This is a genomic window from Mangrovihabitans endophyticus (genome assembly GCF_014646155.1).
GTDB lineage: Bacteria > Actinomycetota > Actinomycetes > Mycobacteriales > Micromonosporaceae > Actinoplanes > Actinoplanes endophyticus.
In genome coordinates, this window is sequence record NZ_BMMX01000002.1 from 293633 (window position 1) to 317387 (window position 23755).

At 68.2% G+C, this 23755-nt stretch carries 30 protein-coding genes; 15 read left to right on the top strand and 15 right to left on the bottom strand.

Translation table 11 applies throughout. From position 1 onward, the window contains the following. The first annotated feature begins 20 nt into the window (after positions 1–20). Together IEY73_RS05780 and IEY73_RS05785 are read left to right on the top strand one after the other, a co-directional pair. Entirely contained in the window at positions 21–806 is a 786-nt protein-coding gene (locus IEY73_RS05780; RefSeq protein WP_189078029.1) for a DapH/DapD/GlmU-related protein, read from the top strand. Then, the gene (locus IEY73_RS05785) at positions 803–1996 is read left to right on the top strand and encodes an acyl-CoA dehydrogenase family protein (protein ID WP_229715567.1); all 1194 of its coding nucleotides are present in this window, start codon (positions 803–805) and stop codon (positions 1994–1996) included. Before IEY73_RS05780 ends, IEY73_RS05785 begins: the two co-directional genes overlap by 4 nt. 49 nt (positions 1997–2045) lie before the next feature. Here the strand turns inward: IEY73_RS05785 and IEY73_RS05790 are convergent, their stop codons facing one another. The 3 genes from IEY73_RS05790 to IEY73_RS05800 all read right to left on the bottom strand — a co-directional run bounded on the left by IEY73_RS05790 (position 2046) and on the right by IEY73_RS05800 (position 3590). Beyond that, the gene (locus IEY73_RS05790; protein WP_306661467.1) at positions 2046–2519 is read right to left on the bottom strand and encodes an NUDIX domain-containing protein; all 474 of its coding nucleotides are present in this window, start codon (positions 2517–2519) and stop codon (positions 2046–2048) included. A 105-nt stretch (positions 2520–2624) separates the two neighbouring features. Continuing rightward, positions 2625–2819 (bottom strand): hypothetical protein, encoded by a 195-nt coding sequence (locus IEY73_RS05795; RefSeq protein WP_189078030.1) that lies wholly within the window; start codon positions 2817–2819, stop codon positions 2625–2627. A 180-nt stretch (positions 2820–2999) separates the two neighbouring features. Beyond that, positions 3000–3590, bottom strand: a complete 591-nt coding sequence (locus IEY73_RS05800) for a TetR/AcrR family transcriptional regulator (protein ID WP_229715569.1) — start codon at positions 3588–3590, stop codon at positions 3000–3002. 95 nt (positions 3591–3685) lie between these two features. Between IEY73_RS05800 and IEY73_RS05805 the strand changes: the two genes are divergently transcribed. Both IEY73_RS05805 and IEY73_RS05810 read left to right on the top strand, forming a co-directional pair. Beyond that, positions 3686–4699: an aldo/keto reductase gene (locus IEY73_RS05805; protein WP_189078032.1), complete on the top strand. Its 1014-nt coding sequence runs from the start codon at positions 3686–3688 to the stop codon at positions 4697–4699. Further along, a complete protein-coding gene (locus IEY73_RS05810; protein WP_189078033.1) occupies positions 4696–5493 on the top strand; it encodes a hypothetical protein in 798 nt (265 codons plus the stop codon). Before IEY73_RS05805 ends, IEY73_RS05810 begins: the two co-directional genes overlap by 4 nt. Before the next feature lie 48 nt (positions 5494–5541). On the opposite strand, the gene IEY73_RS05815 is transcribed toward IEY73_RS05810, so the two are convergent. Beyond that, complete coding sequence (locus tag IEY73_RS05815; protein WP_189078034.1) at positions 5542–5952, bottom strand: VOC family protein; 411 nt, start codon at positions 5950–5952, stop codon at positions 5542–5544. Positions 5953–6993: 1041 nt separating this feature from the next. Here IEY73_RS05815 and IEY73_RS05820 point away from each other — a divergent pair. After that, a complete protein-coding gene (locus IEY73_RS05820; RefSeq protein WP_189078035.1) occupies positions 6994–7872 on the top strand; it encodes a helix-turn-helix domain-containing protein in 879 nt (292 codons plus the stop codon). Between the two features lie 61 nt (positions 7873–7933). Here the strand turns inward: IEY73_RS05820 and IEY73_RS05825 are convergent, their stop codons facing one another. Next, positions 7934–8125, bottom strand: a complete 192-nt coding sequence (locus IEY73_RS05825) for a DUF397 domain-containing protein (RefSeq protein WP_229715570.1) — start codon at positions 8123–8125, stop codon at positions 7934–7936. 72 nt (positions 8126–8197) lie between these two features. Here IEY73_RS05825 and IEY73_RS05830 point away from each other — a divergent pair, with 72 nt between their 5' ends. From IEY73_RS05830 to IEY73_RS05850, 5 genes are read left to right on the top strand one after another with little or no spacing between them, the layout of a single operon-like run. Beyond that, entirely contained in the window at positions 8198–9157 is a 960-nt protein-coding gene (locus IEY73_RS05830; RefSeq protein ID WP_194505932.1) for an AfsR/SARP family transcriptional regulator, read from the top strand. Next, the gene (locus IEY73_RS05835) at positions 9157–11355 is read left to right on the top strand and encodes a hypothetical protein (protein ID WP_189078038.1); all 2199 of its coding nucleotides are present in this window, start codon (positions 9157–9159) and stop codon (positions 11353–11355) included. Before IEY73_RS05830 ends, IEY73_RS05835 begins: the two co-directional genes overlap by 1 nt. After that, the gene (locus tag IEY73_RS05840) at positions 11352–12230 is read left to right on the top strand and encodes a hypothetical protein (protein WP_189078039.1); all 879 of its coding nucleotides are present in this window, start codon (positions 11352–11354) and stop codon (positions 12228–12230) included. Before IEY73_RS05835 ends, IEY73_RS05840 begins: the two co-directional genes overlap by 4 nt. Beyond that, positions 12227–13450 carry an OmpA family protein gene (locus IEY73_RS05845; RefSeq protein WP_189078040.1) on the top strand — a complete coding sequence of 408 codons (1224 nt, stop codon included), beginning with the start codon at positions 12227–12229 and terminating at the stop codon, positions 13448–13450. Before IEY73_RS05840 ends, IEY73_RS05845 begins: the two co-directional genes overlap by 4 nt. 11 nt (positions 13451–13461) lie before the next feature. Then, the gene (locus IEY73_RS05850) at positions 13462–14787 is read left to right on the top strand and encodes a hypothetical protein (RefSeq protein ID WP_189078041.1); all 1326 of its coding nucleotides are present in this window, start codon (positions 13462–13464) and stop codon (positions 14785–14787) included. A gap of 229 nt (positions 14788–15016) precedes the next feature. Here the strand turns inward: IEY73_RS05850 and IEY73_RS05855 are convergent, their stop codons facing one another. The 3 genes from IEY73_RS05855 to IEY73_RS05865 all read right to left on the bottom strand — a co-directional run bounded on the left by IEY73_RS05855 (position 15017) and on the right by IEY73_RS05865 (position 16562). After that, positions 15017–15451 carry a hypothetical protein gene (locus tag IEY73_RS05855; protein WP_229715572.1) on the bottom strand — a complete coding sequence of 145 codons (435 nt, stop codon included), beginning with the start codon at positions 15449–15451 and terminating at the stop codon, positions 15017–15019. Next, positions 15444–16082: an NUDIX hydrolase gene (locus IEY73_RS05860; protein ID WP_306661468.1), complete on the bottom strand. Its 639-nt coding sequence runs from the start codon at positions 16080–16082 to the stop codon at positions 15444–15446. Before IEY73_RS05860 ends, IEY73_RS05855 begins: the two co-directional genes overlap by 8 nt. Positions 16083–16190: 108 nt before the next feature. After that, positions 16191–16562, bottom strand: a complete 372-nt coding sequence (locus IEY73_RS05865) for a VOC family protein (protein ID WP_189078042.1) — start codon at positions 16560–16562, stop codon at positions 16191–16193. A 104-nt stretch (positions 16563–16666) separates the two neighbouring features. On the opposite strand from IEY73_RS05865, the gene IEY73_RS33350 reads away from it, so the two are divergent. Further along, positions 16667–17071 carry a hypothetical protein gene (locus IEY73_RS33350; protein ID WP_229715573.1) on the top strand — a complete coding sequence of 135 codons (405 nt, stop codon included), beginning with the start codon at positions 16667–16669 and terminating at the stop codon, positions 17069–17071. Here IEY73_RS33350 and IEY73_RS05875 read toward each other — a convergent pair. The 7 genes from IEY73_RS05875 to IEY73_RS05905 all read right to left on the bottom strand — a co-directional run bounded on the left by IEY73_RS05875 (position 17008) and on the right by IEY73_RS05905 (position 22620). Then, positions 17008–17520: an SET domain-containing protein gene (locus IEY73_RS05875; protein WP_189078043.1), complete on the bottom strand. Its 513-nt coding sequence runs from the start codon at positions 17518–17520 to the stop codon at positions 17008–17010. The genes IEY73_RS33350 and IEY73_RS05875 overlap by 64 nt on opposite strands. Further along, the gene (locus tag IEY73_RS05880) at positions 17517–17810 is read right to left on the bottom strand and encodes a hypothetical protein (RefSeq protein WP_229715574.1); all 294 of its coding nucleotides are present in this window, start codon (positions 17808–17810) and stop codon (positions 17517–17519) included. The genes IEY73_RS05875 and IEY73_RS05880 overlap by 4 nt, the downstream gene beginning before the upstream one ends. Before the next feature lie 650 nt (positions 17811–18460). Then, a complete protein-coding gene (locus tag IEY73_RS05885) occupies positions 18461–18961 on the bottom strand; it encodes a hypothetical protein (RefSeq protein ID WP_189078044.1) in 501 nt (166 codons plus the stop codon). A gap of 491 nt (positions 18962–19452) precedes the next feature. After that, positions 19453–19755: a hypothetical protein gene (locus IEY73_RS05890; RefSeq protein ID WP_189078045.1), complete on the bottom strand. Its 303-nt coding sequence runs from the start codon at positions 19753–19755 to the stop codon at positions 19453–19455. A gap of 56 nt (positions 19756–19811) precedes the next feature. Further along, entirely contained in the window at positions 19812–20162 is a 351-nt protein-coding gene (locus IEY73_RS05895; RefSeq protein WP_189078046.1) for a hypothetical protein, read from the bottom strand. A gap of 724 nt (positions 20163–20886) precedes the next feature. Next, the gene (locus IEY73_RS05900) at positions 20887–21582 is read right to left on the bottom strand and encodes a hypothetical protein (protein WP_189078047.1); all 696 of its coding nucleotides are present in this window, start codon (positions 21580–21582) and stop codon (positions 20887–20889) included. A gap of 369 nt (positions 21583–21951) precedes the next feature. Beyond that, positions 21952–22620, bottom strand: coding sequence for a hypothetical protein (locus tag IEY73_RS05905; RefSeq protein WP_189078048.1), 669 nt, complete (start codon positions 22618–22620; stop codon positions 21952–21954). A 352-nt stretch (positions 22621–22972) separates the two neighbouring features. On the opposite strand from IEY73_RS05905, the gene IEY73_RS34480 reads away from it, so the two are divergent. Genes IEY73_RS34480 through IEY73_RS34495 form a run of 4 tightly spaced genes read left to right on the top strand, consistent with a single transcriptional unit; the run spans position 22973 to position 23736 of the window. Beyond that, complete coding sequence (locus tag IEY73_RS34480; protein ID WP_229715611.1) at positions 22973–23227, top strand: transposase family protein; 255 nt, start codon at positions 22973–22975, stop codon at positions 23225–23227. Then, positions 23157–23354, top strand: coding sequence for a hypothetical protein (locus IEY73_RS34485; RefSeq protein WP_229715614.1), 198 nt, complete (start codon positions 23157–23159; stop codon positions 23352–23354). Before IEY73_RS34480 ends, IEY73_RS34485 begins: the two co-directional genes overlap by 71 nt. Further along, positions 23345–23530, top strand: coding sequence for a hypothetical protein (locus IEY73_RS34490; protein WP_229715576.1), 186 nt, complete (start codon positions 23345–23347; stop codon positions 23528–23530). The genes IEY73_RS34485 and IEY73_RS34490 overlap by 10 nt, the downstream gene beginning before the upstream one ends. Continuing rightward, positions 23470–23736: a transposase gene (locus IEY73_RS34495; RefSeq protein ID WP_229715577.1), complete on the top strand. Its 267-nt coding sequence runs from the start codon at positions 23470–23472 to the stop codon at positions 23734–23736. Before IEY73_RS34490 ends, IEY73_RS34495 begins: the two co-directional genes overlap by 61 nt. Positions 23737–23755 lie beyond the last annotated feature (19 nt).

A 23755-nucleotide genomic window follows, 5' to 3' on the forward strand; every position in this document is an offset into this window, starting at 1 on the left:
ACCGAGCGAGGGAGTTTTCCATGACGCATCCGATGACGCCCGACGAGCTGATCACGGCGGCTGAGCTCGTCCAGTCCGGATTGTTGCAGGTCGGGGCTGACTGCCGCGTGCACCCGACGGCCGTGTTCCTTCCCGCCGACCTGCGGGGCACGGTGCGTCCGATCGTGTTCGGCGAGCACGTTACCGTCGGCGCGTACGCCGTGCTGCATGGTGGCCTGACCATCGGCGATCACGCTCACGTCGGGCACCACACCGTCCTCGGCGAACCCGAGTACGGCTACGCCGTCCGCGAGCGGCATCCGGGCACGGGTGGCAGCACTGTCCTCGGGACCGGGGTAATCATCCGTGCCGGTGCGATCGTCTATGCCGGCACCACGATTGGCGACCAGACCACGATCGGGCACCACACCCTGCTGCGCACCGGTGTCAGCGTCGGCGCGGGCAGCCAACTCGCCGCGAACCTCACCGTCGAGCGTGGTACCAGCATCGGCTCCGGGGTGCGTTGCTCGCCCGGCTCGCACCTGACTGCGGACACCGTGGTCGGCGACCGCGCGTTCCTCGGCGCCGGCGTCCGCACGGTCAACGACAAACATCTGATCTGGCGACAGCCCGGACAGGAGCTGCCGCTGAACCCGCCGATTTTCCTTGAGGGCTGCAAGGTCGGCAGCGGCGCGGTCGTGCTGGCCGGCGTCACCGTCGGCCCGGGCGCGCTGGTCGGAGCCGGTGCCGTGGTCACCCGCGACGTCGCCGACAATACGGTCGTCTACGGCGTGCCCTCCGCGAGGCACGGGCAGGTGACCCGGTGAATGCGCTGGCGTGGTTGGAGCCGCTGCGCAGCAGCGTGCCCGAACTCGACACCGACGCGTGGGCCGCGCTCGAGCGTTTCGATACGGCCCTCGACGAATTTCACCGGGCTTCACCCGTGCCAGAGGACGCCGCCGCACGGTCCTCGTGGCTGCTCGGCCTGCGCCACGACCTTGCCTCGGCTGGGCATCGGGCGCCGTCCGGGCCGGGCCGCCCGATGTGGCAGACCCTGGCCCAGTTCCTCGCGGGTGCCCGCGACCTCGACCTGCGCGACTGCACCGGAGCCGGGCACGGCGCGATGGTTCTTACGCACGCCCCCGCCGCTGTCGCCAGCGCCTGGGAACAAAGGTTGCTCGCCGGTGACCTGATCGGGATTGCCGCGACCGAGCGGCGCGGCGGTTCCCGCATCCGTGAGATCACCACCCAGGCCCGCCTCAGCAACGGCGGACAATGGCGGCTTACCGGCGAGAAATGCTGGGTATCGCGGCTGACCGAGGCCGCCGCGTTCGTGACCTTCATCCGCGACCCCGACGGACGCATCAGCGCGGTCCTGGTCGGCGCCGACGACCCGCGACTCGAACGGGACGTGATCGAACCGTCCGGGCTGGGCGGCTGGGGCTGGGGCGTCCTGCGTCTGCACGACCTGCCCATCAACCCCGCTGAAGCGCTACTCGGAACGCCAGGCTCCGGCCTGGAGATCTTCCACCAGCACTTCGCCCGCTTCAGGCCCCTGGTAACCGCGACCGCCTTGGGCACCGCCGCCGGCATACACGGCCTGGTCGCCGACATACTTGCCGCTCGGCGCGACGCCGGCCTGCCCCGGATCCGCGACAACGCGCTGATCACGCTCGGGCGCACCCACGCCGAGATCACCGCGGCGCTGCTCACCACGCTGACGACCAGCCGGCTCGCCGCCGCCGGGCACCCACAAGCCGGGTTGCTCGCCCGCCTCGGCAAGGCCGCAGGCGTCGACACCGCCGCCCGGGCGATCTCGGACCTTGCACCGCTGATCGGGGCTGCCGGCTACCGGCGCAGCCATCCCATCGCCAAGGCCCGCGCTGACCTCACCGGTCTGCTCTACGCCGACGGCATCCACGACAGCCTTTACCGATCCGGCGGCATCAGCCTGCTCGGCTCTCCCGCGAAGAATCGGCCGTCTCGGTTGGCATCTGTCGCCTGCACCCGGGCGTGAACAGACGCCACGACCGACTCGGCGGCGGGGTCCGGCCACGCCCGGCCGGTCAAGCCACGAAATACCCGTTCTCGAGATACACCACGGTGCCCTCAGCCCGCGCTCGTACCGCCGCGTTGATCCGCCGCGCCAGCAGTTCAGACAACCGCTGACCAGCCTCTTGCTCGGTACACCACGCCCAGCGGCGTAGCTCGTCGGCCGGTAGCCGGATCTGCTCGGTCTGCGAGGGAGTCAGTACTCCCCCGTCGAACACCATCATCAAGCCCTCGGTGCGGTCCGGCCGCGGCGGCACCCAATCCACCACCAGCAACCGACCCGGCTGCACCGGCAGACCGAGTTCCTCCGTCAGCTCCCGCACCACCGCCGTGTGCGGCGACTCGTCGGCTTCCACCGCACCGCCGGGAATCTCGAAGTACGGCTTGTAGGTCGGCTCGACCAGAAGCACCCGGCCCTGCCCATCGCACAGCAGCGCGGCAGCCCCCATCCGCTTACGCGGCAATGTGGCAGTGAAGTCGTCGGTCACCGTGCCAGGCTAATCGCCGCACGCCGCCTCCACCTTGCTGCTCATTCCCTCGTACGGGTAGACACACCGGAGACGAAGGTCAGGGCCGGAAAAGCCGAGAGTTCGTCAAGCTTCCTCGACCAGACTCGCACTGATAACGATGTTACGCGGCACCGCGAGCCAGCCGAGGTCGTGATCGTTTTCGTCTTCCAGCCACCCGCGAAGGCAAGCAAGGTCCTCCTCGGCCTCCTCGCGATCATCGAACGATGGGCTGGTTATCGGCTGGCCCTCGCGGGTTTGGACGTGGATCGCCCAGGTCATTGGCGCCTCCCCATGTCGGGACCAAACTGTAGCCGGTACGCGCCATAGGCCACATCTGACACAAGAGGCGCCGAAGCCAGCCATGACTTGACGGAGGACTGTCACGCTCCGTTGCGTGGGAGCCCGGAGGTGAGATTCCTTCGGGCGACCCGACCCTCCCCCCATCAACAGCGAACCCGCTCATTCCTGACTTGGTGTGCGGCCCGCGATGCGTAGCCCGTCGAGGAGAACCAGAACGACGCGGCGGCCTTGTTCGAAAGTGCGGCCGGGAACGGGCTGGCAAAGCTGGGTGAGCGCGTGCAGCAGGTCCTCGGCACCTACGTCGTCACGGATCGTTCCGTCGGCGATGCCGGCCTCGAGGAGCGCAGTCAGCGCGGGCCCGAGCCGTTGGAGGAAGTAGCCGGGCAGTCCTTCGAATGCCGGATCGCGCGAGTGTAGCGCCGACGCGAGCCCTCGCTTGGTGGCCAGCAGATGCTGAAGGCGTTCCGTCCACGCCACGAGCGCTTCCGCCGGTGGGTGCGTCGCCAGCAGCGTGGAACCCGCTTGCGCGACCGCGTCGATGCCACTTTCCACCACGGCCTTGATCAGGTCGGCTCGCTGCGGGAAATGACGGTAGAGCGTTCCGACGCCCACGCCGGCCAGGTCGGTGATCTCTTTTGCAGGGGCATCCACGCCGGACGTGCTGAAGACGGTCCGGGCAGCGTCGAGGAGAGCGTCGACGTTGCGGCGTGCGTCGGCCCGCCTCGGGCGTGGCGCAGCTTCCTGATTCACACGGCATCCCCTGTTGCTCAAACGGAAACGTTTTCCGTATAGTTCTGGAATAGCTTTCCGTTTAGCGATCGTACGTCATGAACAGGGAGACGACCATGCGCCACCGTGTGCTGGGCCGGACCGGCATCAAGATCAGCCCCTATGCCCTGGGCGGCCTGACGCTGGCCACACAGATGGGAAACAGCCCGGAGGAGTCGGCCAAGCTGATCCACCGGGCCCTCGACGCCGGAATCAACCTCATCGACACCTCGGACGCTTACGGCGACTCCGAGGAGGTCATCGGCAAGGCTCTGCTGGGCCGCCGGGACGACGTTGTGCTCGCCACAAAGTTCGGCCGGCCGGCCGGGCAGGATCCGAACCACCAGGGCGCTTCCCGCCGCTGGATCACCACTGCGGTCGAGAACTCGCTGCGCCGCCTGCAGACCGACCACATCGACCTCTACCAGATGCATCTGCCAGACCCGAAAACCGACATCGAGGAAACACTCTGGGCGCTGACAGATCTCATCCGGACCGGCAAGGTCCGTGCGATCGGCGCATCCCACACGGTCGCGTCTGCGATCGTCGAGGGCCAGTGGATCGCAGAGCGGCGCGGCCTCGCGCGCTTTCATACCGAGCAGCCCGCCTACTCGATCCTCAACCGCGGCGTCGAGCGTGAGATCCTTCCCACGCTCCAGCGTTACGGCATGGGAACACTGGTCTGGGGCCCGCTAGGGCAGGGACTGCTCACCGGCCGCGTCCGCACCGGCGGAGGCAACGACCTGCGCCGCGCCAGTCTATTCAAGCACCTGACTGACGAGCGCCGGATCGCGGTCGCCGAGCAGCTCATTCAGGTCGCGGATGAGGCCGGGTTGCCGATGACGCACCTCGCGATGGCGTTCGCGATCGCGCACCCGGGCGTCACCAGCGCCCTGATCGGCATGCGCACCGATAAGCACCTCGACGACCTGATCGCCGGCCTGGACATCCGCCTCCCCGGCGACGTGCTGGACCGGATCGACGAGATCGTTCCGCCCGGCACCGACGTCGGCATGCTCGACCAGGCCGTCCAACCACCCGCGCTACGGGACGCTTCCCTGCGCCGCCGCCACGAAGGGATAGACCAGTGATCACCATCGACTGCACGATCGACGGCGAACCGTATTCACCTGCCCAGCTCGACCGGCTCCGGTACACCCGGAACCTGCACGTCTTGCACCAGCTCAAACGACTCGGCGCGACGATCAAGCAAACCGACGACGAGATCGACCGTCTCAGCCCGGCACAGGCACACGAGCTGAACGTCGCGACCCGCCTCGCGCACGGCCGCGACGGGCTCCGGAAGCTCTTCGCCGACCAACTGGCCCAATCCGACCTGATGTGGAAGAACCTCACTACCGCCTCGCAGGGGCAACCGCTTCGGGCCGCGCGCGCCGATCTCACCGTGACCGGAATGACAATCGACGACTTCCACGCGCTGCTGACCGATTTCGGTCGCTTGGAGAGCGTGGTGGTGCAGGCGAACCCGGACCACTTCTACTTTCAGCCGCTGGGAGCAGGCGCCGCCTACGCGATGGAAACGTTCGGCATGTACGGGGTGCCGAGCGACCTCATGGTAGCCAGCGACCGCACGATCCCCGCACCTGTCGCCATCGACGACGGCTTCCATCTGCTGCTCGCCGGCACATCAAAACTCGCCTCCGACAACACCCCCATAGACGTCATCGCCTACCACCAGTCCCGTTCCCTGCCGCAGGGCTTCCAGATCAAACTCTGCGCGCTCTTCCCCGCACGCACACCGGCAGAGCTCGTCGACGGCCACGCTTTGCACCTCGCCGTCGAGTTCGGCGCCACGCTGGCAATCATCGCCGCCAACGCTGGTACGGCAGACAGCGCCCGACCCACCAGCACGAACATGCTGTAGATCAACAAGGATTACCTGCATATCAAGCAGATCAGTGCGCTTGGAGCCTCATCCCGGTCTTCCTGCGCGAGCGGCTCCCAGGAGATCCCACCGGTTACCGGCGACGTCCAGGAAGACCGCGACACGGCCGTACGATTCGGTACGCGGCTCCCGAACGAACGTCACGCCGGCCGCGACCATCCTCCGGTACGTGGCCTCGAAGTCATCGACGCGGAGGAAGAATCCGACCCGGCCCGCGACCTGATCCCCCATCGCCGCGGATTGGCGCTCCCCGTCCGCCCGGGCGAGAAGAACGCCCGTCTGCGCGCCGGGCGGGCGGACGACCACCCAGCGCTTGGGACGCCCGTCGTTGGTGAGCGACGGCGAGTCTTCGATGAGGTCGAACCCGAGCGTGCCGGTGAAGAACTCAATGGCCGGGTCGTACTCATCAACGATCACGGCAACCAGGTCGATCTGCACCTCGGCAGCGTAGGCGGTGAAGCATGTCCGCACCGTCGCCCCCGCACGGTTGGGCGGCAGGGTCAGTGAACTTGTTCGCTCGCTGCCCTGCAAAACGCCCTGCTCGCCGAACTCCGCACTCTCATGCCTCCGGCAGCAGAGGATGAGGACGAGCGAATGACCGAGCTCACGCCACCGTTACGTGTGCTGTGGTTGCTCGACCGGCTCGACTTCGAAGTTGCCCAGGGGCGGCTTATTCGCCTACTTCACGAACTCGCATGGTCGGCACGCACCGACCGCGTCGCGGAGGGCATGGGTGTCGTCCCTGCTCGCCCGGGAATTTCCGCGGGGGCACGGACGACATTCCATGTTTCTTGCTGACCCGCTCGTTGTCGTCGAGGGCGCAGCGGGTGTGCCCCACGACACCTCCCCGGCGTCGGCTGGTGTGGATCATTCGGCCTATCGGTGCCGCAGACCCGCCCGCTCACGCCCGTTCGGGTTAATCCGTCCGTCCGGTCTTTCCGGCGTTCACCGACGCATTCGGCCGGTTCAGCGAGTACTCGGCGGCGCTGCTCGCGTTCACCATTCTCGCTGTGAGTGATTCCTTCCTCAGTCAACGCCTTCTCGCCGACCGAATCAGGACGGGCCACCGTCATGGCCGCGACGACGGCCCGTTCGCGGTCCGGGCGGGTGTTGGCGGCGCCCTCAGCACCGCCAGCCGACGAAGCTGAACGCTCCGGCGACGACCGCCGCGGTCACAGCCCCTGCTGCCGTGATGATTGCGGCGATGATCGGGACGCGCCCGGCGATCCGTCGACGATTCTCCCCGCCGCCCCGGGACGCAACGCCGTATGCGCACCCCATCCAGTTGATCGTGGGGGCCCCGGGCGCGCCGGCTGGACCGCAGCAGATGATCATGAAGATCAATCTCATCGGCGGTTGACAGCCTGCATCAGAATGGGTCACAGTGAATCACTCCTCCACATTAGATCTTGAAAAGAATCGTCCGGCATCAACCTCGGCCGGACGTGATCTCCTTTTTCGTTGGGCATCGGAGGGCCGATGACCGGGCCGTTTTCCGCCTGGACCCCCGGTGAGAGCCGTCAGCGCCTCGCCGAGGAGCTGAAGCGCGCCCGCTCGATCTCCGGCCTCTCCGGGCGCGACCTCGCCCAGCGGATCGACATCAGCCAGTCCAAGGTGTCCCGCGTCGAGAGCGGGTCCGCCGTGCCGTCCCTGCCCGAGGTGCGGGCCTGGGCCGAGGCTGTCGAGGCCAAGGACGACGTCCGCGCGTTCCTGCTCGCTCTCACCGAGGCGACCCACACCAACGTGCTGCGCTGGCGCACCGACCTGCCCGGCCGGGCGCACATCCAGGACCAGATCGAGGAAACCGAGCGGGACGCCCGCCGCATCCTGATCTTCCAGCCCTCCGTGGTGCCCGGCCTCATGCAGACCGCGGAGTACGCCCGGCGCGTCTTCGAGATGTTCGAGGAGAGGCCGTACGCGAAGGAGGAGCTCGCCGCCGCCATCGCCGCCCGCCTCGACCGGCAACTGCTGCTGTTCGACGAGTCGTGCGCGTTCGAACTCCTCATCACCGAGGGCGCGCTGCGCTGGCGGCCCGGCCCTCTCTCGCTGCTCGTCGCCCAGCTCGACCGGGTCAGCTCGCTGAGCACGCTCAGCAACGTCACTGTCGGGCTGCTGCCGCAGGCCAACCAGGCCGTGGTGCCCCACTCGCACGCCTTCACCGTCTACGAGCCCAAGAACGAGCAGCGTGAGGAGTTCGTGAACGTCGAGATGGTGCACGGCAACCTTCAGGTGCTGGTCGGTGCGGACGTGGCGGCCTACCGCCGCCGTTGGGAATCCCTCGCGCGCAACGCGATCCGTGACGACGAGGCCCGTGACTTCCTTCGCTCGCTGGCCGACGAGATGCGGGGATCCGCGTGACCGACGGCCAGCCGGGAGGGTGCCGGGGCGGGGTGGCGGACCCGCCCCGGCGCCCGATCACTCAGGCGAGGTCGAACTCGCCTCGCTTGACCGCGGCGGTGAAGTCCCGCCACTCGGTCTCGGTGAAGCCGAGCACCGGGCTGTTCGGGTCCTTCGAGTCCCGGACGTACGCCATGAAGCCGACCTCGACGCAGGTGCTGCCACCCTCGCAGCCGGCGCGGAACTCCGGGGCCGCCGTCTTCCTCTCGAACATTTCCATCCTCCTCATCAGTGGGTGTTGCGCTGTTGAGAAGAACTGTGCGCCACATATCCGTGGCGATTTTCCGTGAATCCGGAGGTTTTCCGTTTGTCGCTCGACGTCAGCATCCTTGGACCGGTGACCATGACCTACGACGGCCAGGTCATCCCGATTATCGACAGGAGACCGCGAGTATTTCTCGGCATCCTGGCCCACGATCTCGGTCTCATCGACAAAGACAAGCTCATCGGCTATCTGTGGGACCGTGGAGAAGAGCCCGCCGATCCCAGTGACGCCGTGCAAACCTGCGCCAAAGGGGCCCGGGCAGCCCTTGACCGCGTGCCGGGTGGGCGCACGCTCCTGAAGACCACCCGGAACGCCGGCTACCAGCTTCTCGTCAAGCCCCAACAGGTGGACAAGCACCGGTTCACCGCGCTCAAGGCTCGCGCCGAGGCAGCGCTCCCGGACGACCCCGGCATGGCCGCCCGGCTGGGCCGTAGGGCGCTCGCGCAGTGGCCGGGCGGCGGCGGTCTACGAGGCGGTACACCCCTGGAGTCGACCGACGCCCGGCTCGACCCGCTCACCCGGCCGCTGCAGCAGCAGTTCCGGGACGTACGGCTGCTGTGCATCGATGCGGAATTGAAATGCGGCCGGCATCGGCGACTGCTCGCCGAGTTGGACGGGCTCACCGCCGAGGAGGACGGTGCGATCGATGCCGAACTCGTCGGACTCCACATGGTCGCGCTCTTCCGGGCCGACCGCACGCCCGAGGCCGTCGCCACATTCGAACGCTACGAGAACGCCATGGGCGAGCTAGGGGGTTACGACAGCGTGAAAGAGCTCAAGGATTTGAGGAATCGCATCTTGAACGACGACGACGAACTCAAACTCGACGAATCCGACTACGCCGATTACGGCTCGGAAGAAAAGTCGGAGGAAGAGCGAACGCCCGCGGCTGGAAGCAGCTTTTCCGTCACTCAGCACGGTAACGACGCCCGGTCTTATCAGGCGCACAGCATGATCTTCCACGAAGGGCCGGACAAATAATGCCTGAGCCCGAGGAGAGCGCGGACCAGCCCGACGACGAGAAGCCCGAGACCGAATCGGAGCCCGCCCGGCCGGCGGCTGCGGACGAGACCGAGGCGCCAGGGCCGGCCGGCCAGGGGGAAGCGGCTGGCCCGGAGCCGCCCGCGGAGGAACCGAAAGAGCTCGAGGATGTGGACCCCGAGCCGAATCCCGAGGACGACTCCGCTGCCCAGGACGATCGGGTACGCGCATTCCACCGGATATCAAGCATCCAGACCGGTGACGGGAGCCGGAGCTATCTGGCCGAGCAGCAGAACTTTTTCGGCGGCGAGTTCTCCCCGCTGCCGAGGCACGGTGCCGTTCCCGGCGCGATCCTCGGCAGGCTGGGCCGGTCGTACGTTGCGTCGCCGGCACTGCGGCGGCTGCTCCAGGCGTTGCCTGTCTCCCCGCTCCAGTGTCTGTTCGGCCCACCGGGCACGGGACGCACCACGACGGCGATCGCCGCGGGCATGCGCCACCTGAAGGACCGCGGGCTGGCGGTCGCCGGCAACGTCCACATCCTCGCCTCGGAGCGCGGCCTGGCGGCGATCGACAGCAAGTCGCTCCCCAAACGAAAGGCGCTCATCCTCACCCTCGCGCCCGACGCGGCGCCGCCGGAGTTCCGCTGGTTCGGCGCGGTCGAGGAGGCGCTGCGCGAACGGGACAGCATCCTGATCGTCGTGAGCCCGGCCGAGCCGGTCGGTGGGGCGCTGCGCGACGGATGGACGGTGGCCTACCAGCCGCCGGCGCCGGAGGAGATCTTCCGGCGGCACTTGGAGCAGCGGTTCGGCGCCGGCCGCATCGCCGAGATCCTCGACCTCGGCATCGTGCGCGACCGGGTCCGGACCTGCCGCACCCCGCGCGACGCGGCCGGTCTCGCCACCGCGATCATCAACGACACCGACGACGGCGTGGCCGACGCCGACCTGTTGTCCGGCGACAGCGACGACAAGCTCGTCAACGCCCGCAAGGAACTGCAGGAGAGCGACCTCTGGGACCGGATTCTGCTGGTCGCCACCACGGTGATGACCGACCTCGCGGCCGGCACGGTGACCCGCGAGGCCGTACGTCTCGCCGAGATGCACAAACCGACCGGTGTGCAGACCGAAGTGCCGAAGGTCGACTGGTTCCACGGCCCGGACCGGTGGCCCGGTTCCATCACGCTCGGCCCGCCCGGCAAGGAGGGTTCCGGGCGCACCGTACGGCTGGTCCACCCGCGGCTGCCGATCATGCTCCTCAAGGCGATCTGGGAGGACCACGTCGGCGAGCGCGACATCCTCCTCCCCTGGCTCTGCGGCCTCGGCGATCACCCGCACAAACGGGTCCGGGTCAAGGCCGCGCAGGCCGCCGCCCAGCTCGCCTGTTACGACTTCGACGTCGTCATGCGCGAGGTGTTGCGGGTGTGGGCGCTCGACGGCCGGTTCCGCACCCGGGAGACGTGTGCCCTGGCGTTGGAGGCGCTCGCCATCGCCGCCGAGGGCCGATTCGCCAAGCGCGTCCGCGGTCAGGTCCGCGGCTGGGCCAAGAGCAATAACCCGTCCCTGCTCGCCGCGGCCGTCGCCGTGTACGGCACGTTCCTCGGCGCGAAGGATCCGGACGAGGCACTGACCCGGATGCGTGAGGTGGCCGGAGCCCGGATCTTCCGCTACGACGGCCGGCGGGAGATGGCCGAGCACGCCGAGCAGCAGTTGGCCAACATCGTCCGGCGGGCGCTGATCGACGTCTTCAACGCCGGCGCCGAGGAGAAGGTGCTGCAGGCCCTCGCCGGATGGGCCCGCATCCCGAACTGGCGCTGGCGTCGCGCCGCCGCGGCCGGGCTGATCGAACTGTCCCGTAAGGACGGTTCCGGGGCCTGGCCGCTGCTCGTGGAGCTGTCCGCGGTGCAGGAGAGCACCTACCGCGCGGTGCGCACGCTCTGGCTGAACACGCTCGACTCTCACCACCGTGACGAGGCGTCCTGGGAGGCGCTGCACCGCTGGCTCGACCAGGCCCGTGACCTGCGCGGCGACGACAGCACCGCCGCGGTCGTGGCGGCCGTCGACCGGCTGGTGGCCGATCTGCGCGCCGAGAGCCCCGACATCGGCCGCCACCTCGACTTCCACCAGGAGATCTGGGCCTTTCGCGACGCCCGACGCCAGCCCGAGGTTTTCACCAAGCCACCCGATCAGGAGAAACCATGACCGATCCCACCAAGCCGCGTGGCGGGCGGATCCGCCGCTGGCTCAGCAAAGTCATCCGTGGCCTGCTCAACGACGGCCCGCACGGCGGCACCTTGACGCCGATGCCGTACTTCCCGCCGACCGACGGCGCCAACCGGATCAGGACCATCACGTTCGAGACGCCCGCGAAAGGCGACGCCTACAACTTCACGATCACCGTGGAGATGTGCCTGTGCGCCACCGGGCAGCAGACTCCGAGCCAGCTGCAGGCAGTGGTCGACGGCCGGCTGCCCGACTTGGAGGCGGAGGTCAGGTCCGCGGCCCGGCCCGAGTCCCGGAAATACCCGATCTACCGGCCCGGGGCGGCCGAGCCGCGGGTGGCCGCGCAGATCGACGCGGCGATCCGCCGCACGCTGGCCGGGGTTCCCAGCGACTACGGCGTCTCGCTGCAGTGCACCACCCGGGTCCGGGTCGACATGCCGGACGAGGTGCGCGCCCTGCAGCGGCAGACCGTCCAGGAGCAGATCCAGTTGGAGGCCCGCTATGAGCACAGCGAGCAGGCCGCGCTGCGACTCGGCGAGCTGCGCGAGGTGTGGAGCAAGTTCATCAAGGACGGACTTCACGAATGGAACACGCCCTACGCCGTACACATGGCGCTGCAACCGACCTCGGCCGCGCAGACCCTGTTCACGCTGCGCAAGGACCGCAAGGACGAAGCGGAGAAGCTCGTCGACATGGTGTCCGCGGTGACCGTCGGCAACGAGCGGATGGACCTGCTGGAGTTCGCGCTGGCCACCGACAGCGCCCTGCGCAAGACCCACGAGCTGCTCGGCATCGCGCCGCCCCCGCCCGGCGGCGACTCCCTGTTCGACGACTCCGAGGAGCGAACCCGATGAACCCGGCCCGGCACGCGGCGGTGCCGTTCCTGCTGACGGTGACCCTGGCCGCGGGCGGGTGCTCGGCGGAGAGCTGGTTCGGCGCGAGCGAGCCGGCCGACCGCTGCCCCACCCTGCTGACCGAGCCGCCCGGCAACGCCGATCCGGCCAGCGTCACGGTGCTGCTGGCGGACGGCTCAGCGTCGGCGTTCGACCGCCCCGAGCCGGCCATGCGCGACGACTGGGACGCCAAGCTCGCCGCCCACCTGCCCGGCAACGGCGCCGACCTGGTGGCGATGGGCCGGTTCGGCGGGGCGATCGACTGGCAGCCCCCGAAGCTGACGCCGGCCAAGAGCAGCGACGCGAACCGCACCAAGAACGATTTCAAAGCCGCGCGGCGGTGTCTCACCGACGACCTGGCCGAGATGATGACGGTCGCGCCGTCCAAGCCGCAGTCGGACGTGCTGCGCGCGCTGGCCGAGGGCACCGAGTACGTCCGGAAGTGGGCCGGCCCCAAGTCGATCTACCTGGCCACCGATGGCCTGGCCAACACCGGCTGCGCCGACCTGCGCGCCGCTCCGATGGGCGACCGGACCGCGATCAAGGACATTGTCGCCGGCTGCGGGCCGGAGCTGCCCAAGCTGGACGCGTCGTACACCGTGCATTTCATCGGGGTGGGCAACGCAGCGTCGGGCTGGCCGGACATCAAGACACCACAGCGCACCTGGATCGCTGACCTGTGGAAGGCGCTGTGCGACGCGACCAAGGCGACCTGCGAGGAGCCCGATTCGGCCAAACCCACCCCGGTCGACGCCTCCGGGGCGAAGCCGCCGGCCGACAACGAGGTGAGAATGCCGGCGCTGGAGATCAAGAAGGACAACCCGGTGGTGGTGTCCGTGCCGTCGTCGCTGCTGTTCGACACCGACTCGTACGAGCTGGCGCCCGACCGCTCGCAGGAGTCGCTGCAGCAGGTCTACGACTTCCTCAAGACGCTGCGCCCGAAGCGCATCGAGGTCAACGGCCACACCGACTCGCGGGGCACGCCGGAGCACAACCACAGGCTGTCCAAGAACCGGGCCGACGCCGTGGCCAGCAGGTTGCGCGCCCAGAATTTCACCGGCATCACGACGAACGGGTACGCGTCCGACCGTGCGAAGTGCACACCGGAGTACCGCGACGGCGCACCCGACCTGATCGCCATGGCCTGCAACCGGCGGGTCGAGATCGTTGTCTACGTCTGAGGCGGAGATCGATGACTGAGGTTTCCCGGAGCGAGTCGCGCGACCTCTTCGGCCACTGCCCCGGCGGTTGCGTCTGCGGGGTGCGCGAGCTCGTCGCCAAGCAGGCCGAACAGGGCGAGCGGGACGCCAACGAGGTCGACGCGGCCGAGATGCGGTCGCTGCTGGTGGCGGTCCGCGACGGCTACGAGACGATCCGGACCGACCCGCGGCTGGTGGAGCGCCGGCACGCGGCGACCACCGCGTACGAGCGCGCCGAGCGGCACCTGAACCGGATGCGCACCTCGCTGGCCGAGCAGCGGGTCGCCGGCAGCGCCGCCGAGGTGGCCCGCACAGAGCGGGCGGCGAGCGGCGGCCGGCGGCGGCCATCCTGGCTGCGGCGGGTGCGCTGGCCGGTGGTGATCGGCATCGGCCTGTTCGACGCATGGTATTTCAGCCAAGTCTTCCGCTACCTGACCTCGCAGACCGGCGACGGCGGCGCGGGCGGGGCGCAGCGGGTCTTCACCACGGTCGAGACGGTCGTGGCGATCGTGCCCGGCCTGGTGCTCGCGGTGGTGATCGCGACCGGCGCGGACCTGCTGATGCGGTCGTTGAAGACCTGGAAGGAAGCCGCTTTCCACCAGCGGGAGAAGATCGAAGGCCGGGGGCGTGTACGCGCGGCGCTGGGTGCCGTCGGCCACGGGCTGATCCGGCTCGCCTGGTGGCTGCTGCCCGTGGTGTTCGTGATGTTCCTGCTCGCCGTGATCGCGGTCTGGGCCGGGATCCGGGCGAAGTCCTCGGCCCCGCCGGACGACGGTTACCCGATGTCGCCGGTCATGGCCCTGATTCTGCTGCTCTCGGTCGGCGCCATGGCCGTGAAGATCGCCGCAGACGACCGGCCCGCCGACGACGTCTCCGCGGCCCGGCGGCGGCTGCGCCGGCAGCAGTACGGCTACAAGTTGCAGTCCGGCCGGGCCGACCGGCTGATCGGCGCGTACGACTCGGCGTGGCGGGACCTGCGGATGCTGAGGGACGACCTGGTCGGTCTGCTGCGCATCAAGATGCTGTCCGCGTGGGAAGGTTTCATACTGCGGGTCCGCTCGCTGCACCGGATGGTGGGCAATGTCACCGCCGCCCCGTGGCCGACCGGCGAGGCGCCGTCGGTGCGCCAGGAGTTCGAGGGCATCCCGCAGCCCGCGATGGAGCTGGGCCCGCTGCTGGAGATCTGCCGGCTGATCGACGAGCGGGACCCGGAACGCCTCCGGGAAATCAAACGCGACCTCGACGCCGAGTACGCCCGCCAGGTCAACATCCCGCAGTTGTCGACGCGGGAGGCGGCACCACCAGCCGAGGCGGCGTGACGCGCGGCCGGGCCTACCAGCACGGGTCCGGCCGCGCACAGGTCGTCGTGGCGCTACCCTGCGTCCTATGCCCGCGGGCCGCTCAGATCGAACTCCTGCGCGCTCTCTGCCTCGCCCGCATGGCGAACACCACCCTAGTCCTGCGCCTTGCTGGAGAGCCGCCTGTGCGTAGGGGCTCGGACACTGCAACATCCGTCCAGCCCGCCTGCACGGCAAGCCGTCTCAGAGGTCACCTCCGCGTGCAGCGGACCCGGACGCGCAGCATCGGCAGCGCCCATTTCGGGTGCAGCTTGATGGTGGTCTCGGAGCGAGGTCGCCGCTGTGGCAGGCGGCCATGTCGTGGGGCGAGTTGGTCCAGGGCGGCGGCGCGGGCAGGATCGGCGCGCAGGTGCAACCCGGTGCGGCCGTGCGAGGCGAGGTCGCGGCGCATCCCGCATAGCACGAGTTGCTCGTGGTCGCCGGTCACCGCGAACTCCGGCGGCGGCTCGGCCACCGGCTCGGGTTCGGGTCGGTGGTTGGCGCGGCTGTCCCGGAAGGTGCCGGCGATGAACAGTTGCCGCCCGGGCGGTTGGCGCCAGTCAAGTCGAGTTCCGACCAGGAAGGCGCCGACCGTACCGGCCGCGGAGAACGCGTCGGCGCCGGCCCCGACCCAGCCACTATCCAAGATAGACTTCCTGCAGCGCCGTCAGGAAATGGTCGATGCGCATCCGCATGGACCGGTCCATCGGCAAGGCGCCGATCTCGTCTGGTGGCGTCCAGCGGACCTCGCTCGTCTCGTCGCTGGGTGTAGGTGTCCCGCCGATCGGACGGGCGGTGAACACCACCGAGAACTCCTGCCGTGCCTCATGATTGCTGGTGTAGAGGATGACGTGCCGAGGGTCGGTGTAGAGCCCGACCAGACCGGTGATCTCCACCTCGACCCCGGTCTCCTCGACGGTCTCCCGCACCGCGGCCTCCGGCAACGACTCACCGAGATCCATGCCGCCACCGGGCAACGCCCAGTTGTCGTTGTCCGAGCGACGGATCAGCAGGATCGAACCGTCGTCGCCGACCACCACGACGTTGGCCGACGGCACGACGCTGGTGGCCTCCGGTGCCTGCGCCGCGGTGAAGCTGTAGATGTGCGTGTTGACCAGCAACTGGTCGTCAGCGCGGTAGATCGAGTTGTACAGCACGGTGCGATGCAACCGGAACTCGATGCCGTCGATGCCGAACAACGGCCGGTACATCACCAGAGAAGGGCTTCCCGGCGGCCAGCCCACGATGGGCGAGACATATGCGACGCGTCCTGCCATGGGATGATCACCCATGACGAGCTAGCGATTATTCACCGAACCGGCTCCCCGTCCGCAGTAGTGAGGTGATCTCAGCGAAGATCCGCTGCCGAGCTTGGACCGAAATGGCTACGCGCTGTGTCGTCCGAATACCAGGCAGAACGGGTGACCTGCCGGGTCTGCGAAGACGCGGTAGCGGCCCTCAAGTTCGCCCGGCAGGCGTCTTGCCCCCAAGGCGATAACCTGGCGCTCGGCGGTGTCTGCGTCATCGACGCGAATGTCCAGATGTACCTGTTGAGGGTGTTGTGATTCGGGCCAGTCCGGCGCGCGGTAGGGCGCAACACGCTGGAACGCCAGTTGGCGCTGGCCCGGTTCGGTGCCGATAACGACCCAGTCGCCGCTGTCCTCGTTGATGCGCATGCCCAGGACTGCGGCGTAGAACGCGGCGAGTTCCCTCGGCTCGGGACAGTCGAGCACCGTCTTCTCCAAGCGTCCGATCACGCTTCGATTCTGGCATCCGTCGCCGGTCACACCTGTTCGACACGGGCCACCGTCCAACCCGGACAGTGCTCGACAGGGCGTGAAACCATCGATAGACAAGGTCTTTGCGACAGATCCGCGTATTCGAGATGCTCCACGTGATCGCCTATTCTGCCATGCTCGACGTGCCCCGGGAGCTGGTGCAGCACCTTGGCCGGTTGCTGGCCGCGCAGCGCCGCGACCTCGGCACTTGGGCCAGGGTCCTCGGGCAGATCGCCGTCTCCGCCGCTCGCACCGACACGTTCCCCGGCGAACGTTATCGGCGCATCGCGCGAAGACGCGGCGCGAAACGCGCGATCGTCGCGGTCGGCCGCTCCATGCTGACGATCATCTGGCACCTGCTGTCCGCCCCGGAAACCGGCTGGCTTCCACGACCTCGGCGCCGGTTTCCACTTGCCGTGCTCGTTCATCCGTCGGTGGGTTCGCGGTTGATGCGGTCGAGCAGCGGTGGGCTCCAGTGGCTGCCGTAGGCGTGTCGGAGCTGTGGCAGGCGCCAATCTCGGCCGGTCACCGTGCCTCGGCAGATCGAGCTGCCGCAATGGCATGTCATGGTCCAGGTCTCGATCCCGGTATGGGTGGCGTAGTCGATCGTCAGTTCCGTGCCGACGGCGATGTTCCGGCGGGCGACAACGGTGACCGCGTCGATGTGCCAGAGGTTGGGATCGCAGGAGTGGTTGCCGTAGCGAGCGGGGTGTGCAGGGTCGAGCAGCAGGTGGAGGCCATGGTCGACGGTGAGGCTGCTGAAGGGAGGGGCGAGTGCGGCCAGTGACGCGTCGTCGATGAGTTGTCCACCCAACTGCAAGACCGCTTCGCCGGCGGGGAGATCGGTGGTGGCGAATAGTCCCTCGCCCTCGATGTTCGATCGTCCGACTCGTGCGTGCGGAGTAAGCCAGCACTGGGCGGCAAAGGGCTTGGTCATCGGTGTGGTGCACCTTCGTTCATTGTTGAGGTGGACGAGTACGGCTCACGACTTGTGACCTCGGCGGCATGGTTGGTCCAGTCGCCGGCGCTGGCGCGTTGCCAGGCGGCGACGACGCTGATATGGATGCCGAGCATGCAGGCGAGGATCGCAGCAGATAGTTCGGTGCCCAGGTGGAACAGCGCGGTGGAACGGGATTGTGCGGGGCTGCGGCCGAGATCGCGTAGCCGTTTTGGTGAGTTGGAAGGCGCTGATGGGCCAGCCGGGTTGGCCGCCGGGAAACAGCCCATGGATTGGTGACTGGGGGCCGCCGGCGACGCGTACTTCGGTGTCGATGCTGTCGTTGTGCAGCAGTGGGCGGGTGTGTTCCCAGGGGTTTCGGTGTCGACGTGGTGACCGGCTAGAAGATCTCCGTCTCGACCCTTGGTGTCCGCGGCGGCACGTATAAAGGATTCCACCTCGGCGGCGAGGCGTCGAGCCTCGCCTTGACGGCCCGCGCCGGCCGCCACCCGGGTCAGGAACCTCAGCGCCGCCGCCCTGTCCGAGAGGTCGTCGATCGTGCCGACGAGTTGAACCGCTCGCCACAGCGCGCTCGAGGTTGCCGAGCGCGGCGTGGGTTCTCGCCGTTACCGTGGTGATCGCGGGTTCGGTTCCCACAGGCGACCAACGCTCCACCAGATGCCGCGACTCGAACCGTGAAGCCGCTCTTCCACGCCCGGTCCGTCAGACCTGCATAGTCTGCTAGATCCTCCGTCGGATTGCCGATGAGCGGGTGCCCCGTGGACTGACATGCGTCGGCATGGCGCCTCGCTGATTGAGGTCGTGACGGAGATCCACGCCGCCTGCGACGTGGTCTTCACCGACCTCGCCCGATAAATCAAACCAATCGTGCGGGGCGGGATGCACGACCGCATTCGTTCATGAAGGGCCAAGCGGCCCGCTAACCCTGATTGCTGAGGGAGCCGCCGAGCCAGCGCGTCAGCATCCCCGCGTCCCGATCCATCGACAGTCGGATCGCGTTCACCAGGGCTAGTTGGGCTCTGCCCGGCGCACGCATGATCCGATCGAACTCCTCACGATCAATCGGAGCCGTGCGCGGGTCACGGCCGTCACCGGCCACTCGAAGGAAATCCCCAACCGCCGCGCTGAACCGGTCAATCTCCTCAGCCACAGGCGCGGGTGCTACCAGGCTGGCCGAGACAAGAGCCGAACTCCAGCAGGCCCAGTCGTACTCCCAGCCGCTGCGGTCTGCATACGCCCGACTCATGATCATGACAAACGTGGCGTACTCGCGTAGCAGATCCTGGTACGCCGCCAACTGCCGATCGCGCAGCCAATGCCGATCCTGGGCCCGCCGAGTCAGCACCGCGCCGAGCATCACGCCGACGCCTGCCGACAGCGCGCCGCCAGCGGTCGTAAGAACTGTCTCCAGCGCCGCCATCAGGCGAGTGTGACAGGCCGGGAGCGCCGGCGATGCCCGTCCCCGGGTCGGTTCCGTACTCACGCCAGCCGCCGTCCAAACGATCGACGTGACGACACAATGTCCGTCGGACGCCAGGACGTTGCACCTGGCGGCCGGAACTCGCCGGCCCTGCGATCTGCATCGAGCTGGCGACCAGCCCAGCAACAGACCAAGCAGCACGCAGCGCCGTCGACAGCACCACGCTGACGAGCCTGCGGCAAGAGAACACCCGCCTCCGCCGCGACAACGAGAACCTCACCGCGAACCTCGAAATTGCAATCGCGAACACCCAGCGACTCACCCGGCATACGCACACCCTCACAGCGGCGCTCGCACATGCCCGCGGCGTTACCGCCTGCCTTGGCGGACCCCCTAGCTTGGGAAGCTACCGCACCTGATGATGCGGTGACCATCAGTTGGCAGCAGGCCTGGCATTTGCCGTCCTCGCAATACCACGTATGAGCTGCCTGTCAACCTGCGGCGGGCGAGCGAGGCCGGTAGCGAAGAAACGCCAATGCGCTCAGAGTCATCGCCACAGCCAGGACCACAAGACTCCACCACACATGATCATGGCGGCTCAGTAGCGCCGCTGATGACAACGCCACCGCGGCGAGACCGCCGCACACGTAGTAGCGACCGGCTCTTGCGGCCGTGGGGAAATGGTGCCGGTCCCGTGGCGACATGCGACCCGTTGACCACATGATGACGCCGTAGATGGCAGGGGCGACGCCGATGACGGCCGCCGCTATGAACAGCCAGGACAGTTGATCCACTGACGAAACCTACTCTCCGGGTCTGGCCGAGGGCTTGATCGGACGGTTCTTCGCCGTCACTGCCCGCTCCCCGGCTGGGGAGGTGCGCCGTTGCGCTCCAGGTAACGCTTGCTGCGCCGGCGGGCCACCCAGAGGAACCCGAGACCGACCGCAAAGCACATGGCGGTCGCGGCGGTTGCGACGGTGTTCGACCAGTCGTCACCACGCGCCAGGCGGACGACGACCAGGATGACCTGAATCGTGAGACCGACGGCGAAGAAGACCAACAGCCAGCTATTGCGGACGTTGCGGTCGGCGGTCTGCCACGTCAATGCCGCATAGCGGGAATCGTCAACATGTCCCACCCGCAGCGCCCGCCACACAACCCGCCAAGAACCCCGGCTCGGTTTCACGTCGTCGCTGGTCACAGCCGCAGGCTACCTCCACCGTAAGGCGCTCACGCATCAGACTAGAAGCCCGTTCTCGGCCCTACCTGTCCAAACGTCGGCGTGCGACGTCACCTCACTTGTGAGTCCGCATTTCGCCGCTCGCACCGTCGGACCGGGTGGACCTATCGGCTTCAACGCGGTCGACCGGTCAACGGCTACTTGGCCGACAGCGTCCTGCACACCTATGAGCGGCAAGACCTGGAGCCGCACCGCGCCTGGTAGTCGCCAGCGAAAGACCCCGCACGCACCAGACGAATGCCACGGCAGAGGATCGACACCGCACCAGCGGGCTCTGCAAGACCGGCCAGGCCTCCCGAGGCCGCCACCGAGCCATTGATGCGAAGGACCTCACCGATGCCCGGCAGGAGGAAGAAGAACGAGGCCGGACCGTGCGGGCCATCGGTCCCCGGCATCGTGAACGAGATCCGGGTCGGCGCATGCACTCGAAGGAACACCCGGCGTGCCGCCGATGAAGGTCGTCCGGCCGGCTCCGTCGGCGTCGCGGTAGCCGAAGGCCGCGATCGGGCAGCGGGCCAGGACGCTCCGGCAGCCCCCGTCGAGGGCGCCCGATCTGCTTGAGCATGATCATCGGTGCGGGCCGACCGATGATCGCCTCCACCTCGTCCACCGTCGCCAACCGACGCACGAGGCTCTTGTTTTCCCAGCTCATGACCATATTATGAGCATTAGCTCAGATACCCGGCTACTCGCTGTTCGCGCCTCTGGAGGATTCACGGATGCCGCCGGCCGACCGCCGTCTTCGGCCACGTCGCACGCCCGCCAGGTACGCGCCGAGCTCACCCGTGAGCGCATCCTCGCCGCTGCTGCCCGCGTTTTCACCGAGCACCAACGGGGAAGTCCTGCTGTTCACCCTCGCCGGCGGCAACGTGTTCAACAACCTGCGCAACACCACCGGCACCATCTGGAGCGGCGCGTTCCCGGTCGACGGCAACGGCACCATCATCACCATGGCCGCCGCCGCGGCGCCGACACCGCCCATGCGCCAGAATGGTTCGGCGTACCCCTCGATGCATTGGATCGCGAAGCCGGCCCGCACGATTGCGGTGACGGCCTCGCCGAGCGTCCACTGCCACATGATGGCTCCGTTGGCCGGGAAGCCGTTGTCGTCGCAGACGAAGGACCGGCCGAAGTAACTGCAGTCCGGCCGGATTCGCGGCTTATCCAGGTCCCAGGTCCACAGCTCGGTGGCTGGGTGGCCCTCATAGAGGAACACACGAGCACCGGCTTGGACCAGGGCGATGTCGTCCTGTCCGTTGCCGCTTGGTGGATGCACGACCATCGGTCGAGTTGTCAGGATGTCGGCAAGTAGTTTGCGTTCGCTAGCGAAGAGCGTGGCGCCCGCCGCGGCCTCAGTCGGCATTTCGTTGTCAGCCGGCATCCGGGCTTGGTAGGCGGTGTCCCCGGCGATACGGTTGGCGAGCGTTATCTCATCCGCATGAAGAATGTGCCGAATTGGGACCTCTGGGGCAACTCATGCGCGACCTGCTCGGCGCACCAGCCAGCTACAGCCTCTCTGGCGTACGCGAGTTCGCCGCACGGATTGGCGTCGCATAACCGCACCGGCGCTGCCCTGCGAATGATGATCCGCGCGCTCCGCAGGCGCCTACACGCAGGCAGCTTGGACGAAGGGCCGTTGCCCTTCGGGCCCGGCAATCAGAACCCGGCTCTTCACCCTCAACCCGAAACCGACATCACCTCCCGGACCGGCATCTCAGATGTCACCGATCGGTGCAGCAGACCCACGTCATCAACGGGCGACCGGGTCGGCCCAGGCTGCCCGTAGGAGGCCGACCAGACCGATGTTCGCGGAGCGCCGAGCCGCCGACAGGAGCGACTCGACGGCCCGAGCATCGTCGGCGAGAGCCGCGGCGGTGGCGGCCGCCCGCTGAGCCTCCTCCTCATCCCGTGCCGCGTCGGCCGCGGCCTGCTCGTAGCTTCGCCGCGCCGCACGCACCCGCAACTCCCACCCGAACGGCACCACGGCGGGGCCCGGCGTGGACTCCGCCGTCATCTGCGCGTGCCGCCAGATCCGGTTGAGTTCGTCTACCGACAACTGTCCACGCTGGTATGCGTCCAGAGCCGCGCGCTGCACGAGCTGATGAGCCTGGCCGGCCGCTTCGGCATCTTTGAGTACCTGCCGGTGGCGCTGCTCCGCAATGTCGCGTGTCGTGGACGCCCGCACGGCCCGATCCTGCGCACGGTCCGCCTCGTCCAACGCGCGCTGCGCCGCCGCGGTTGCCAACTCGGCGTCGGCGGCCACCACATCCACCTCGTCGGTGATGGACACCGACCCGCCGTGCTCCGCTCGCCTGTCAACGAGTTCGCGTTGACGGCGGGCAGCGATCCCCATCAGCACCACCGCCAGCAGCAAGGTGACCTGAATCGAGCTGAAGACGACCATGGCAAGCTTCGACACGCTTTCCCTTTCCCACTGTCTCGCGAAAGTTGACGCTCCGCTCGACCCGCGTTGCTGACACTCGAACGGCGCACGGCGGAACATGCCCAACGAAGCGGCGAGGAACACCTCGGACGGCCGGGTCACACGGAGGCCGTCATCACGCTGCGATCGCCCGCCTTGATCGCCGGCGCTCATGGCGGGAGTGTCAAGAAAACGGCTCTGGTGCAGAAACGGTGGTCGGGCGGACCGCTGTCCTATGTGGTGTGCCGGTACGTGATCATGTTGCCGGTGCGATCTGATCGGGACGATCTTCCCGGGCCTGTCCTCGCTGGTGATCGAGCAGGTGTTCGACCATGGGACGACGGTGTGGGTGGTCGCCCGGACCTCGCTGGTAGCGGCGGCTTGTCCGGATTGTGGCCAGCTCAGCGACCGGGTTCACGCCTATCATCAGCGGCGCCTGGCTGATCTGCCGGTCGGTGGTCGCGCCGTTGTGGTGCACCTACGCGTCCGGCGCCTGGTCTGTGCGGCGCAGTCCTGCTCCCGGCGGACCTTCCGTGAGCAGGCGCCCTGCGGTGACCCAGCGGTGGGCGCGGCGGACCCGGGCGTTGACCGCCCTGGTCGCTGACCTGGCCGTTGTCGCCGCGGGCCGGGCCGGTGCGGCCGTGCTGGCCCGGGTCGGCACCCGGGTCTCGCGCAGCACGGTGCTGCGGGTGCTGATGGCGCAGCCGATTGCTGATCCGGCGTGGCGGTGACCAGACTGCTGGCCGAGATCCGCGAGCCCGGCTATACCGGCAACGCGAACCTGCTGGTCCGCTACCTCAACCGAGGGCGCGCGGACGCGATCCGCACACCGCCCTCGCCGAGCGCGTGCAGCAGTTCGCCGACCTGCTCACCGGCCGCCGCGGCGAAGACCTCGACACCTGGATGACCTGCGCCTACGCCGACGAACTACCCGCCCTGCACGCATTCGTCCACGGCCTGCGCAGAGACTTGCCCGCCGTCGTGGCAGGCCTGACCCTGCCCTACAGCAACGGCCCGATCGAAGGCGCCAACACCAAGGTCAAATTCCTGAAACGGCAGATGTACGGCCGCGCCGGTTTCGCCCTCCTACCCCAGCGAATCCTGCTCGCATAGGCCAACCGCCGTTTCTGCG

Coding starts and splice junctions, on each gene's coding strand:
- IEY73_RS05780 (WP_189078029.1), top strand. CDS start 21: ATGACGCATCCGATGACGCCCGACGAGCTGATCACGGCGGCTGAGCTC.
- IEY73_RS05795 (WP_189078030.1), bottom strand. CDS start 2,819: ATGACCTGGGCGATCCACGTCCAAACCCGCGAGGGCCAGCCGATAACC.
- IEY73_RS05805 (WP_189078032.1), top strand. CDS start 3,686: ATGCGCCACCGTGTGCTGGGCCGGACCGGCATCAAGATCAGCCCCTAT.
- IEY73_RS05820 (WP_189078035.1), top strand. CDS start 6,994: ATGACCGGGCCGTTTTCCGCCTGGACCCCCGGTGAGAGCCGTCAGCGC.
- IEY73_RS05825 (WP_229715570.1), bottom strand. CDS start 8,125: ATGTTCGAGAGGAAGACGGCGGCCCCGGAGTTCCGCGCCGGCTGCGAG.
- IEY73_RS05835 (WP_189078038.1), top strand. CDS start 9,157: ATGCCTGAGCCCGAGGAGAGCGCGGACCAGCCCGACGACGAGAAGCCC.
- IEY73_RS05840 (WP_189078039.1), top strand. CDS start 11,352: ATGACCGATCCCACCAAGCCGCGTGGCGGGCGGATCCGCCGCTGGCTC.
- IEY73_RS05845 (WP_189078040.1), top strand. CDS start 12,227: ATGAACCCGGCCCGGCACGCGGCGGTGCCGTTCCTGCTGACGGTGACC.
- IEY73_RS05850 (WP_189078041.1), top strand. CDS start 13,462: ATGACTGAGGTTTCCCGGAGCGAGTCGCGCGACCTCTTCGGCCACTGC.
- IEY73_RS05860 (WP_306661468.1), bottom strand. CDS start 16,082: ATGGCAGGACGCGTCGCATATGTCTCGCCCATCGTGGGCTGGCCGCCG.
- IEY73_RS05875 (WP_189078043.1), bottom strand. CDS start 17,520: ATGACCAAGCCCTTTGCCGCCCAGTGCTGGCTTACTCCGCACGCACGA.
- IEY73_RS05880 (WP_229715574.1), bottom strand. CDS start 17,810: ATGGGCTGTTTCCCGGCGGCCAACCCGGCTGGCCCATCAGCGCCTTCC.
- IEY73_RS05885 (WP_189078044.1), bottom strand. CDS start 18,961: ATGGCGGCGCTGGAGACAGTTCTTACGACCGCTGGCGGCGCGCTGTCG.
- IEY73_RS05900 (WP_189078047.1), bottom strand. CDS start 21,582: ATGCCGGCTGACAACGAAATGCCGACTGAGGCCGCGGCGGGCGCCACG.